This is a genomic window from Chitinophaga pinensis, from assembly GCF_007896845.1.
Classification (GTDB): Bacteria; Bacteroidota; Bacteroidia; order Chitinophagales; family Chitinophagaceae; genus Chitinophaga; species Chitinophaga pinensis_C.
On the sequence record NZ_VOHS01000001.1, the window covers coordinates 102,104 to 115,984 of the forward strand.

Sequence of the window (13,881 nt, forward strand, 5' to 3'; positions counted from 1 at the left end):
CATATACTGTTTCTGCACCTCCCGGCTCAACGCCCGCCGGCACCTTCCAATATATGCCTCCTAAAACAGCAGATCGAAGATCTCTTTCCGCTCCATTTCCCGCATCTGGCCCGGTTCCAGCCCCTCCACCGTAATGCGGGCTATGCGGTAACGGATAAGTCTCAACGTCGGGAATCCTACTGCAGCTGTCATTTTTCTGACCTGTCGGTTTTTTCCCTCCCCCAGGGTCAATCTGATCCAGGGTGCGGGGATCAGCTTACGGAAACGGATAGGGGGATTCCGTTCCGGAACCGGAGGCTCTTCCTCAAATATAGCCGCCTGACAGCGACGGGTCTGATAGAGCTTTCCATCTATAGAAATCTTCACCCCCTGTTTCAGCTGTTGTATCGCTTCCACATTTACCGCACCATCTACCTGCACCCAATATTCCCGCTCATGCGCAAATTTGGGATCCAACAACCGGTGATTTAAAGATTTATCGTTTGTGAGGATGAGCAAACCCTCACTGTCATAGTCCAGTCTGCCTACCGGATACACATCCGACGGTACGTCGAAATAGTCCGCCAGACTGGCCTTTCCCTCTTCCTTCCCGAACCGTGTGAGTACCTGAAAAGGCTTATATATTATATAATATTTAAATGGCATACCCAAAGTAGTAAGGTCGTACGATTATTTTGGCCGTAAATTAGTAATTTTGCCAACTGAAACTTATGTGTACGCCTTACCATAATGCCTCATGTGCGAATTGCCAGGACCGCTTTGGATCAATTTTATTCAAGGCTGAGAAGTGTAATCTGGAAGAAATAGAGTCCGCGAAAGTTTGTACTACTTACAAAAAAGGACAGATTGTATTCCAGGAAGGCGCTTACCCGTTCGGCATTTATTGCGTAAATACAGGCAAAATAAAATTATCCCACTGTGGAGACGATGGCCGCGAACAAATCGTTCGTCTGGCCAAACCCGGCGATATTATAGGTTATAAAGCGCTGCTCAGCGCTGAACGCTATACCGCTTCGGCAATAGCCCTCGACGACTCCTCCGTCTGCTTTATTCCGAAAGACCTTTTCATGAGCGTATTGCAGAAAGATGCCAGCCTTTCCCTTGAAATGATGCGTATCCTTGCCAGTGAACTCAGAAAAGCAGAAATGAAGATCACCCATCTGGCACAGAAGCCAGTACGTGAACGCCTCGCCGAAACACTCCTTTTCATCAGAGAAACCTATGGGGTAGAACAGGATGGCAGCACCCTCAACGTTCGCCTTTCCCGCGAAGAGATCGCCAATCTGGTCGGAACCGCCACAGAATCAGCCATCCGCCTGCTCTCTGAATTTAAAAAAGACGGTCTTATTGAACTACAGGGTAAAAAGATCCGCCTGCTGAACCCGGAAGAACTGACCCGGACCGCCAACCTTCAGGACTAGATCCGTTTCCTCCACAAAGATATTACGACCTTACTCCCCGCTTACTGACACAGATCAGTCTCCCCTTTGATACCCATCATTGCCCCCCTTTTTATATACAGGTAGTTTTGCAACAAACCGTTTATCATGGCAACTATCGCTGTCATTCCTGATACAAAATTGCAATGTGCACACTGTGGAGAAGACTGTCCGGACAACAAAATTGTACTGGAAAACAATCACTTCTGCTGCGAAGGATGCAAATTGGTATACGAGATCCTGAATGAAAACGGACTTTGCGATTATTACACGCTGAACGAAAATCCCGGTCAGTCACAACGTATCACGGTTCGTAAAGACAAATTTGCCTTCCTCGACGATAAAAAAATCCAGCAACAGCTCATACAATTTCAGGATGACAACCAGACCCATATTACTTTTTACATCCCACATATCCATTGCAGTTCCTGTCTCTGGCTCCTGGAAAATCTCCATCGGCTGGATGCCGGCGTTCAACGGGTAACTGTCAACTTCACCCGTAAAGAAGCCCTCGTCATTTTCAGGCAACAGGAAACTTCCCTGCGACATATCGCCGAGACGCTGACAAGTATCGGTTATGAACCTTATATCAGTCTGCAGGACCTGCGTCAGAAAAAACCACGCATACAACGTGATCTTGTATATCGGCTCGGCGTAGCCGGCTTCTGCTTCGGCAATATTATGCTGCTCAGTTTCCCTGAATATTTTTCTAACTATGGCTACTCCGACGAAAAAATGAACCACCTTTTCCGTTGGCTCAATCTCAGCCTGTCCCTGCCTGTGTTCTTCTACAGCGCACAGGTGTTTTTCCGGTCTGCCTGGGGTGGATTGAAAACCGGCTTTCTGAATATTGATGTACCAATCGTTCTGGCCATCATTGTTACTTTCATCCGCAGCCTGACAGATGTATTCAGCGAACAAGGAGCTGGTTATTTCGATTCCATGACCGGGATTGTCTTCTTTATGCTTGTTGGTAGAATATTACAGGATAAAACTTATCAGGGGCTCTCTTTTGATCGCGACTATACTGCCTATTTCCCCATCGCTGTATCAGTGCTGAAAAACGGACAGGAAGTACCTACCGCCTTACCTGATATCCGCAATAATGATACCCTGCTCATTCACAATCAGGAATTGATCCCCGCTGATGGTATTCTCGTAAAGGGCAATGCTATCATAGATTACAGCTTCGTAACAGGAGAGGCAGTACCTGTACACAAAGCTACCGGCGAAATCGTATATGCGGGAGGAAAACAACTGGAAGGAAATATTGAGATCCTCACCATTAAAGAAGTAGCTCAAAGCTACCTCACCAGCCTCTGGAACAGAGAAGAACTGCGCGCTCCTGAGAATAAACAGGTGTCCTTTATCCATATGCTCAGCCGTTATTTTACATGGGTAGTATTGAGCATTGCTGTCATCGCGGCCACTTATTGGTGGGCGCATGATCCATCCCGTATATGGCCGGCCGTGACCGCAGTACTGATCATTGCCTGCCCCTGTGCCTTGTTGCTGGCGGCTTCTTTTACCAATGGACACATTTTACGCATCCTCAGTCGCCGACATCTTTACCTCCGTAATGCGGATGCGATTGAACGTCTGGCAACGATAGATCACATTGTATTCGACAAAACGGGTACACTTACCGGCAAAGCAGAAGCAACTATCTCCTATGAAGGACCAATACTTACTCCCGAAAAATTGATGGCGATCGGTACACTGGCGGCACAATCTAATCACCCGCTCAGTAAAATGATCTCCAGCTTTTGCGGCAAAGATGAACGCCTTCCTGTCCGCAATTTCAGAAGTATTGAAGCCAAAGGGATCAGCGGCTGGATAGAATATAATTTCATTCAGCTGGGAAGTGCTGCTTTTATCGGTGCAGAGAACAATACCAGTACAGATGGCAGTACCGTATACATAAAAATTGACGGCCATCAGGCTGGTCGTTTCATCATTCGTCATCAATACAGAAGTGGCATACAATCCTTGTTACAGCAGCTACAGCACCAATATTCATTATCCCTGCTCTCCGGTGATAATGACGCGGAAAGTGCCTATCTGCAAAAAATCATGGGTCCTTCTGCCAGTCTGCATTTTGCACAAAAACCAGCAGACAAACTGAATTATGTCGTTTCATTACAACAACAGGGACATCGTGTATTAATGATAGGGGATGGGCTGAATGATGCCGGAGCTCTGAAACAAAGTGATATAGGCATTTCCCTGACAGAAAACAGTAACAATTTTACACCCGCCAGCGATGGTATACTTGAAGCAGCAGAACTGATCCGGCTTCCCCGGCTGATCAATACCTGCAGGAACAACAGACGTATCATTATTATTACTTTCATCATTTCCTTACTCTACAACTTCATCGGTCTTTTCTTTGCTGTACAAGGTAGTTTTTCTCCTTTGACAGCGGCTATACTTATGCCCGCCAGCTCCATCAGTATTGTATTACTGACCTACGGTCTGAGCGAGTGGATGAACAGATCATGATATGAATCAGTATACTGGTTGAGCAGCATCATCGTACCCCCACCCGCAACAGGCTAGCTTTGTTCATAGAAATTAAAACCAATTACTATGAGCGTGATCATCATCCTTCTCGGAGCCAGCCTGCTGGTAGCCATATTCTTTCTGGCGGCTTTTATATGGTCAGTAAGGAATGGACAATTTGAAGATAATTTCTCTCCTGCACATCGTGTACTGTTCGAAACCAAACCGGCCGAAACGACCTGCAAATCAGGGAATGCCTGTACAAACACCAACTGTAAATCACGCATCTGCCAGCATAACTAACGCTCCTCTTTATACTAGCAACGCATCTCTTATCATTCGTAATTGAACAAACATGTCTCTCGAAAAATTTTCGTACGATAACCGTACCGTGAAATGGTTTGCATACGCCTGTATCGGCTGGGGGCTGATCGGTATGCTTGCCGGATTATGGGCTGCACTGGCACTCGTGCTTCCTGATCTTAATCTTGGTTATGCACCTACAACATTTGGCCGTCTCAGACCTGTTCACACCAACGCTGTCATCTTCGCTTTTGTAGGTAACGGTATATTCATGGGTGTGTATTACTCCCTCCAGCGCCTTTGTAAAGCACGAATGTTCAGCGACCTGCTGAGTAAAATTCATTTCTGGGGATGGCAGGCTATTATCGCAGGTGGCGCTATCACACTGCTGATGGGCTGTACTACCGGTAAAGAATATGCAGAACTGGAATGGCCTTTCGATATCGCCATCACACTGATCTGGGTGGTTTTTGGCGCCAATATGCTCGGTACAATCCTTCGTCGTCGTGAAATGCATCTGTACGTAGCCATCTGGTTCTACATCGGTACATGGGTAGCTATCGCGATGCTGCACATTGTGAACTCTTTTGAGATGCCGGTCTCCTTCCTGAAAAGCTACTCCTGGTACGCAGGTGTACAGGATGCACTGGTACAGTGGTGGTACGGACACAATGCCGTGGCCTTCTTCCTGACCACCCCTTATCTCGGACTGATGTACTACTTCGTGCCTAAAGCGGCCAACAGACCCGTATATTCTTATCGCTGGTCTATTATCCACTTCTGGGCACTGATATTCATTTATATCTGGGCCGGACCTCACCACCTGCTATACACCGCATTGCCTGAATGGGCACAATCACTGGGAACAGTATTCTCTATCATGCTGATCGCGCCTTCCTGGGGCGGTATGCTGAACGGCCTGCTGACGCTGCGTGGCGCATGGGACCGTGTAAGGGAAGATGCTATCCTTAAATTCTTCGTAGTAGCGCTGACCTGCTACGGTATGGCCACATTTGAAGGGCCGATGCTGTCACTGAAAAACGTGAACGTAATCAGCCACTACACTGACTGGACCATTGCACACGTACACGTAGGAGCACTGGGATGGAATGGCTTCCTGACATTTGGTATCCTGTACTGGATGTTGCCTCGTCTGTTCTCCACACAACTATATTCCCGCAAATGGGCTAACACGCACTTCTGGCTGGGTACACTGGGTATTATCTTCTATGTTATTCCGCTTTACTGGGCTGCCTTCACACAGAGTATGATGTGGAAACAGTTTACACCGGAAGGACAGCTGAAATTCCAGTTCCTGGAAACCGTGGCAACCGTTGTGCCGATGTATGCGCTTCGCGGATTAGGTGGCGTACTTTATATCTCCGGTGTGATACTGATGATCTTCAACCTCGCAAAGACTGTCCGCAGCGGATCATTCATTGCCAACGAACCGGCTGAAGCAGCACCATTACCAAAAGAAGTACATACACATGGTAAATCTCACTGGCATAACTGGATTGAACGCAGACCTATACAACTGGCAGTTTTCAGTCTGATCGTAGTAGGCATAGGTGGTATACTGGAACTGATTCCTACCTTCCTCGTAAGAAGTAACATCCCTACCATCACCAGTGTAAAACCATACACACCGCTTGAATTGCACGGTCGTGATGTATACATCAGAGAAGGATGTTACACCTGTCACTCCCAGATGATCCGTCCCTTCCGTGATGAAGTGGCGCGTTACGGCGAATATTCCAAAGCCGGTGAATTCATTTACGATCACCCGTTCCAATGGGGTTCAAAAAGAACAGGTCCGGACCTTGCAAGAATAGGAGGAAAATATCCGCACTCCTGGCATTACAACCATATGCTCGACCCCACCTCTATGTCTCCGGGTTCTATCATGCCGCAATATCCATGGTTATTTGACGAGAAGATCGACAAAGCCAAAACACCGGCAATGATCAATGCAATGCGCAAACTGGGTGTGCCTTATCCTGTAGGCTACGAAGCGAAAGCAAATACCGATATGCAGCAACAGGGGGAAGCAATTGCAGCAACGCTGAAAAAAGATAAACTGGAAGTATCCTCAGATAAAGAAATCATCGCATTGATCGCTTATCTGCAACGTCTGGGTACAGACATCAAATCGAATACAATCGCGGAGAAAAAATAATCTGAACAATTGTAAATCAAGCAAGACATGAAGTTTATCAACTACCTGGAATCTATCACAGGCGTAAGCATTTATCCGCTTTCCTCCCTGGTCATCTTTACAGTATTCTTTGTATTAGCTGCATGCTGGGCATTCAAAGCAGATAAAGGCATGATAGATCATATCAGCAACATACCTCTGGATGATCACTGATGACAACATGCGCATTTTACTATTCTCCAATTGCAACATTATGAACAAGAAATCAATCACTATAACAAGCCTTTTCTCCCTATGCCTGTTGAGCGCCCTTCCGGCAGCAGCACAGTACAAACCTGAGCCCCCATCAGAGCTGGGACATCCGGTTGCGATTGTGTTACTGACAGTCATCATCGGACTGCTCATCGCGATCGTAGTACTGGGAAGCGCTGTGATCAGTGCCATGGATATTTACAGAGAACGTGTGAAGAGTGAAAAAAGTAAACCGGTTGTTTCCGCTATCCTGCTCCTCGTCGGATTACTTTCTGCCAACAGCCTGTTTGCACAGGATGCAAAAGAAACGGCGGAAGCAACAGCCACTGTGGCTCCCAATATCATCAGCGGACTTTCTGACACCTCCTTTTACCTCCTGATATCTGTGATCACATTGCAGATCATGATCATCTTCTCCCTCCTCTATACATTACGTGTACTGGTTGGTATGGAAAGGAAAAGGAAAGTAAAAGCCGCGGTTCCCGGCAAACCTGTAAAACACTGGTTTGAACGTCTTAATGACACCAGAACACTGGATGAAGCATCAGAACAGGACGAAGATATGGGGCACGATTACGACGGTATCCGCGAACTGAACAACCCGACGCCACCATGGTGGAGATGGGGCTTCATTTGCAGTGTGGTATTTGCAGTTGTATATGTCTGGCGATTCCAGATATCTCATTCTGCTCCCACCCAATTGGAAGAACTGGCCATTGCTGAAGCAGCTGCTGCGGAAGCAAAAGAGGAATACCTGAAGAATGCGGCTAATAATATTGATGAAAACAATGTCACCCTGCTGACCGGAGCAGACGATATTGCTACCGGACAAAAACTCTTCTCGTCTAATTGTGCGCCTTGTCACGGTGCACAGGGACAAGGGATAGTAGGACCTAACCTGACCGACGATTATTGGCTGCATGGGGGAAAACTAAAAGCCGTCTTTTCTACCATCAAATATGGTGTACCTGAAAAAGGAATGAAGTCATGGAAAGATGATTTCTCACCGAAACAACTGGCACAACTGGCCAGCTATATCAAAAGCATTCATGGTTCCAATCCTCCTGATCCAAAAGAAGCACAAGGCGCATTGGAAAAAGAATAAGAAAAAGCATTTGTGATGGAAGAAACGTTCAGAGATAGCATCGCTACCGTTGACAGACAGGGAAAAAGAAGCTGGATATTCAGCCAGCAACCGAAAGGAAAATTTTATAACGCAAGGAGTGTGCTGAGCTTCCTTTATTTTCTTGCGTTTTTTGCCGGACCGTTCATTCAGTTGAACGGCCGGCCCCTGTTTTTATTCAATGTTGTAGAAGGTAAGTTCATCCTGTTTGGCGCCATATTCTGGCCACAGGATTTTTTCATTTTCGGTCTGGCCATGGTGGCTTTTATTCTGTTTATTGTATTATTTACCATGGCCTTTGGCCGCCTGTTCTGCGGATGGGCATGCCCGCAAACCATTTTTATGGAAATGCTGTTCCGCAGAATAGAATACTGGGTCGAAGGGGATGCTGCAGCACAGAAGATGCTGCGACAAGCGCCCTGGAATACCGATAAAATAATAAAGAAAACAAGCAAACATATCCTCTTTTACCTCCTGTCTTTCCTGATTGCCAATACCTTCCTGGCTTATATCATTGGTATTAAAAGTCTGACAGCAATCATCACCGGACCGGTAGCTGAACATACCGGCGGACTGGCAACCATGGTCATTTTTGCAGGTGTGTTTTATAGTGTGTTTGCCTTCTTCAGAGAGCAGGTATGTACGATCGTATGTCCATACGGACGCTTACAGGGTGTATTACTGGACAGAGATTCTGTGGTAGTCGCCTATGATTACACCAGAGGTGAACCCCGTGGACATTTCAAAAAGAATGCAGATAACAACCTCGGCGATTGTATTGATTGTAATCAATGCGTGAAGGTCTGTCCGACTGGCATCGACATCCGCAACGGTACACAGCTCGAGTGTGTCAATTGTACGGCCTGCATAGACGCCTGTAATTTCATGATGGAAAAAACCGGTCGTCCATTGGACCTGATCCGTTATGCATCTGAAAATGGTATCGCCAACAAACAGCCCTTACGCTTTACTCCTCGTCTGAAGATCTATACTTCGATACTGGTCATTCTACTGACGGCCATCACGTGGATGTTAGCCAGCCGCAAACCTGTCAGCGGTACAATTATCCGGACTGCAGGTATGTTATATCAGGAAAGAGGGGTTGACAGTATCTCTAATCTCTACCGGATCAAGCTTGTCAACAAAACGACCGCTGATATTCCTCTGACGCTCAGATTGGAAGATATATCCGGTAAAATAGAACTGCTGGGCCACCCACAGATACTTGTAAAAGAAGAAGACCAAGGTGAAGGTATTTTTTTTGTGATACTGCCTCGCACAGCCATCAGCAAACGTAAAACACCTCTTCGCATCTCTCTTTACGAAGGAGATAAAAAGACCGGTACACTAAATACAACTTTTCTGGGACCGGCCAGATAACTCACAACTGATAAAATTTACAGTCATGAACTGGGGTCATAAAATCATCATTGTATTCATACTCTTTGCAGCGGGCATTCTTACCCTTGTAACCAAAAGTATGCATACACGCATCGACATGGTCACTCCCGACTACTATGCAGCAGAACTGAAATACCAACAGGTGATCGATGGCAGGAGAGAGGCGGCATCTCTTTCCGCCCCTGTCAGCATCAATCAGTCTGTGCAATCTGTAGGGGTACTTTTCCCTGCAGAAATGCACGGCGTAGCCCTGAAAGGCACCGTATTGTTCTACCGTGCCTCCGATTCCCGTCAGGATGTTTCTGTGCCACTTAAAACAGACGAAAACGGACTGATGCTGATCAGTAAAAGAAGTTTTCAGAAAGGAAACTACTGGGTACAGTTACAATGGGAAGCTGGTGGTAAAAACTACTTCCAGGAGCACTTAATCACCGTCAACTAACAGCGCATGTTCCTGACATTGTTATACGCCTTATCCATGGGTTTTATCGGCAGTTTCCACTGTATCGGGATGTGTGGGCCTATTGCCCTCACCTTACCTGTACAGCATCTGGATGGTGTACATAAACAAATAGGCATTCTTTTATACAATGCCGGCAGGATCACTGCATATACTATTCCGGGTACCATCGCCGGATGGCTTGGACGACAATTCTTTCTGGGAGGGTTACAGCAATGGTTGTCAGTGACGCTCGGATGTGGTATACTGGTGTTTATCTTATGCCGCTATGTCCTGAATAAGGTGCATATCCGGATGAATACCAGTTTTTATGATCGCCACATCAAAAAAATGCTGGGCAATCTCCTGCGGCGCAGGCAATTACGTACGCTGTATGGGATCGGCTTCCTGAATGGGCTTTTACCCTGCGGACTTGTGTGGTTTGCAGTTACCGGCGCCATTGCCACCGGCAGCTACGTACAGGGCGCCCTGTTCATGATGGCTTTCGGATTGGGTACCTTACCCGCAATGATCGCCATTACCTGGTGCAACGATCTTATCAGTATCAACTTTCGTAACCGTTTACGTCGCTGCATACCTTATGCAATGACCGTCATGGCACTCCTCCTGATCATGCGCGGACTTAATCTCAACATTCCTTACGTCAGTCCGGTATTACCTGCTCCCAACGAAAAGGTAATGCAACACTGTTATAAACCTTCCTGATATGCAACTCATCAGAAAATATAATACCGCTGCCCCCCGCTATACCAGTTATCCGACAGTACCATACTGGGATGAATCCATTTTCGATACCGATAGCTGGAAGCAGGCTTTGCTGCAATCCTTTCGCGCCACAAATGATACAGAAGGAATCAGTATCTATATTCACCTGCCTTATTGTGAACAGTTGTGTACATACTGTGGCTGCAATAAGCACATTACAGTCAATCATGGGGTAGAAGCGCCTTATATTGCGTCTCTGCTGAAGGAATGGTCATTATACCTCCAATTGTTCAAACAACGGCCACGTATCAGGGAAATACATCTCGGTGGAGGCACCCCAACATTCTTTAGTCCCGAAAGTCTTCATCAGTTGTTATCACACCTTTATCTGCAGGCGGATCTGCTACCCGATGCAACACTCAGCTTTGAAGGACATCCGAATAATACCACCACGGCACACATGCTTACGCTCTATAATCTCGGCTTCCGCCGTATGAGCCTCGGTATTCAGGATTTTGACCTGCGGGTACAGGATATCATCAACCGTATACAACCTTATGAGACAGTGGAACGCGTAACTGCTACTGCCAGAGAGATCGGTTATACATCCATCAACTATGACCTTGTATATGGATTACCACTCCAGACTATCACCAGCGTAAAAGATACTATCAGCAAAGTCATGCAGCTGCGGCCTGATAGAATATCTTTCTATAGCTATGCACACGTTCCCTGGGTGAAAGGTGTCGGACAAAGGCGATATGCTGAAGAGGATCTCCCTAAGGACGAAGAGAAAAGAGCGCTCTATGAACTGGGTAAAACAATGTTTGCTGAAAGCGGTTATACAGAGATTGGTATGGACCATTTTGCCCTGCCACACGACAGCTTATACCATGCCTGCAATCAGGGTTCACTACACAGAAACTTTATGGGTTATACCGATCACCACACCTCTCTGATGATAGGACTGGGTGCATCTTCCATAGGAGACAGCTGGTATGCATACGCACAGAATGAAAAGAAGATCACTACCTGGCAACAACTGGTCAACAGTGGTCAGTTTCCTGTTGTAAGAGGACATATTCTCAATACAGAAGATCTGCTCCTTCGTCGTCATATCCACGCACTCATGTGTGGGTTGGGTACCCGCTGGACACCTGACAACAACGATAACAGCGTAGTTGAAGAAAGTCTGCAAAGGCTTACTGAGCTTGAGAAAGACGGATTGGTAGATATACAGTCCGGTAACGTCACAGTCACTGAAAAAGGCAGACCATTTATACGCAACATCTGTATGGCTTTTGATGCCCGCCTGTGGAGAAAGTTGCCGCAATCCCAACTGTTCAGCAATGCAATCTGATACTTCTTTCACTTATTTACCTCATTCTTATCACTTTATAAGCAACAGTATCCTCTCATCCAAATACGGGATACTTTTTCCAAAAAATGGAATTTCTAAACAACAGATATGACGCACGATAAAAACAACTTAGCTCTGCTTATTGAAGAGAAGAAAAAACTATAATGATGATCGGCGAAAATGCTTGTGGGGCGTGGATTCTAGCGGGCATTAAAAAAGTCTGACCGTGTTTACAATCAGACTTTCTTGTTATGTGAATGGGTTAGTAAGTACAGGGAACAAAAATTCCCTACACAATATTAAAAAGAATTTCATCACAAAAGAAAAAAATTGCAAACTTTTTTATTCACACCACTAAAAAAAGTGTGGATAACAACAGTTACAAAGAAGCGTTAAAACTTCGTCTCTCATCTTCATGAAACCACAACGTGTGAACAATAATATCGGATTCTCTACTACCTTTGCCTTACTAAACAACAGAAAACATGAAGTTTAACGAACCGATCGCGGTAACGGAAATAGCAGCATTCATAGGCGCTACGCTGGAAGGCGACGAGAAACTGATGGCCACCGGCATCAACGAAATACATAAGGTTGAACCAGGTGACATCTCTTTCGTGGATTTCGAAAAGTACTATGATGCCTGTCTGCGTTCTGCGGCGACGATTATCATCATCAATAAAAAAGTTACTTGCCCTCCGGGTAAAGTGTTACTGATAACAGACGATCCATTCAGCGCTTATGTGAAACTGGTTAAACGTTTCCGACCATTCCAACCTGCCACCAGTCCCATCAGCGATACCGCTGTAATAGGCGAGGGCACTATCATACAGCCGAATGTTTTCATCGGTAATAATGTTACCATCGGTACCAACTGCATCATCCATCCGAACGTAACTATTTACGACAACTCCATCATCGGTAACAATGTGATCATACATGCCGGCAGCGTGATTGGAGCTGATGCTTTTTATTTCAAGAAAAGAGCAAACAGAGAGGTGATGTACGACAAACTGGAAAGCTGTGGAAGAGTGATTATCGAAGATGATGTGGAGATTGGCGCAAGCTGTACGATAGACAAAGGGGTGAGTGGCGATACCATCATCGGTCGTGGCACAAAATTCGATAACATGATCCATATAGGACATGGTACGGTGATCGGCCGTAACTGTCTCTTCGCTGGTCAGGTAGGTGTAGGCGGTAAAGCACACATCGAAGACAACGTAATACTCTGGGGTCAGGTCGGCGTATCCAAAGACCTTACCATTGGTAAAGGTGCTATTGTGCTTGCACAAAGCGGTGTTCCATCTTCTCTCGAAGGAGGTAAGACTTACTTTGGTTCACCTGTAGAAGATGCCCGTACCAAAATGAAAGAACTCTCCTGGATCAAACGTATCCCTGAGATCTGGCAGAAGCTCGGTGGCAATTAATATTCTCTATAAAAGAGGCTTCATGCAGACACAACGCATGAAGCCTTTTTGTTTGTTTAAGCAAGACATATGTTCCGTTATCTCCTTACAGTAGTACTCATTATTGCCTCCGCTACGGCAGGTTTCTCCCAGAAAGGATTGTATGATGCCTCACAGGAATGGCCGGTTAAGATCGACGATGGCTGGTTCACTGCCCGGACCCTTACTTTTGGCCCTTACAGCACATCCTCCCGCAAAAACGGCATTGACCAGGATATAGACCTCTCTTTTATCAAATCTCCGCAGCATGCGTTTAATATCCGGGTAAAAGGCAAGGAGCAGGACATACTTATACAAGTGGCTCAGGCGGCCCATATTGCCTTCTCCGGGCTCTCTCTGCCCTCATTTCTGGACAAAATGCCCGCGACTGCACTCTTCTCCTACATAGGTATCAATGCGGCTAAAAACGAGCCGTTAAAGCAATGGCAGCTTATTCTGAAGGATATGAATTACCTAGAGCTGAATGACAATAAGCCGGCGGGAGTCCTGCGCTCCTCAGAGACGGAACTCCGCATTACGGCCAATAACCGTTTTGGCGCCCATAATTCCTATGAAAACATCTGTTATGAATTCCACCTCCGTAAACAGGTGGTAGCAGCTGTGATGACCGGGGCACATCCCCGTGTATGGATGAGCGCGGAAATGGAAGGAAATGCGCTCCAACCCATTCTGGCAGCGGCCATCGGCGCGCTGCTGGTCAGATAATGTT

13 protein-coding genes are annotated in these 13,881 nt (G+C 46.3%); 12 read left to right on the forward strand and 1 reads right to left on the reverse strand.

What is annotated here, in order from left to right; translation table 11 throughout:
* Positions 1-60: 60 nt before the first annotated feature.
* Positions 61-645, reverse strand: coding sequence for a pseudouridine synthase (locus FEF09_RS00445; protein WP_146302831.1), 585 nt, complete (start codon positions 643-645; stop codon positions 61-63).
* Between the two features lie 65 nt (positions 646-710).
* On the opposite strand from FEF09_RS00445, the gene FEF09_RS00450 reads away from it, so the two are divergent.
* From FEF09_RS00450 to FEF09_RS00505, 12 genes are all read left to right on the forward strand, one after another.
* The gene (locus FEF09_RS00450; RefSeq protein ID WP_012788352.1) at positions 711-1,421 is read left to right on the forward strand and encodes a Crp/Fnr family transcriptional regulator; all 711 of its coding nucleotides are present in this window, start codon (positions 711-713) and stop codon (positions 1,419-1,421) included.
* Between the two features lie 126 nt (positions 1,422-1,547).
* Entirely contained in the window at positions 1,548-3,941 is a 2,394-nt protein-coding gene (locus tag FEF09_RS00455) for a heavy metal translocating P-type ATPase (protein ID WP_146302833.1), read from the forward strand.
* Between the two features lie 87 nt (positions 3,942-4,028).
* Positions 4,029-4,244 carry a cbb3-type cytochrome oxidase assembly protein CcoS gene (gene ccoS, locus FEF09_RS00460; RefSeq protein WP_146302835.1) on the forward strand — a complete coding sequence of 72 codons (216 nt, stop codon included), beginning with the start codon at positions 4,029-4,031 and terminating at the stop codon, positions 4,242-4,244.
* Positions 4,245-4,296: 52 nt separating this feature from the next.
* On the forward strand, positions 4,297-6,423 hold the full coding sequence (gene ccoN / locus FEF09_RS00465) for a cytochrome-c oxidase, cbb3-type subunit I (protein ID WP_146302837.1): 2,127 nt from the start codon (positions 4,297-4,299) through the stop codon (positions 6,421-6,423).
* Between the two features lie 27 nt (positions 6,424-6,450).
* Positions 6,451-6,615 (forward strand): CcoQ/FixQ family Cbb3-type cytochrome c oxidase assembly chaperone, encoded by a 165-nt coding sequence (locus FEF09_RS00470; protein WP_146302839.1) that lies wholly within the window; start codon positions 6,451-6,453, stop codon positions 6,613-6,615.
* A 40-nt stretch (positions 6,616-6,655) separates the two neighbouring features.
* Positions 6,656-7,759: a cbb3-type cytochrome c oxidase N-terminal domain-containing protein gene (locus FEF09_RS00475; protein ID WP_186774137.1), complete on the forward strand. Its 1,104-nt coding sequence runs from the start codon at positions 6,656-6,658 to the stop codon at positions 7,757-7,759.
* A gap of 15 nt (positions 7,760-7,774) precedes the next feature.
* Entirely contained in the window at positions 7,775-9,157 is a 1,383-nt protein-coding gene (ccoG, locus tag FEF09_RS00480; RefSeq protein ID WP_146302843.1) for a cytochrome c oxidase accessory protein CcoG, read from the forward strand.
* Positions 9,158-9,182: 25 nt separating this feature from the next.
* The gene (locus FEF09_RS00485; protein ID WP_146302845.1) at positions 9,183-9,620 is read left to right on the forward strand and encodes a FixH family protein; all 438 of its coding nucleotides are present in this window, start codon (positions 9,183-9,185) and stop codon (positions 9,618-9,620) included.
* 6 nt (positions 9,621-9,626) lie between these two features.
* Positions 9,627-10,343 (forward strand): sulfite exporter TauE/SafE family protein, encoded by a 717-nt coding sequence (locus tag FEF09_RS00490; protein ID WP_146302847.1) that lies wholly within the window; start codon positions 9,627-9,629, stop codon positions 10,341-10,343.
* Position 10,344: 1 nt separating this feature from the next.
* Positions 10,345-11,703, forward strand: a complete 1,359-nt coding sequence (hemN, locus tag FEF09_RS00495) for an oxygen-independent coproporphyrinogen III oxidase (RefSeq protein WP_146302849.1) — start codon at positions 10,345-10,347, stop codon at positions 11,701-11,703.
* Between the two features lie 485 nt (positions 11,704-12,188).
* Positions 12,189-13,133, forward strand: a complete 945-nt coding sequence (locus FEF09_RS00500) for a UDP-3-O-(3-hydroxymyristoyl)glucosamine N-acyltransferase (RefSeq protein ID WP_146302851.1) — start codon at positions 12,189-12,191, stop codon at positions 13,131-13,133.
* Positions 13,134-13,202: 69 nt separating this feature from the next.
* Positions 13,203-13,877, forward strand: coding sequence for a hypothetical protein (locus FEF09_RS00505; RefSeq protein ID WP_146302853.1), 675 nt, complete (start codon positions 13,203-13,205; stop codon positions 13,875-13,877).
* Positions 13,878-13,881 lie beyond the last annotated feature (4 nt).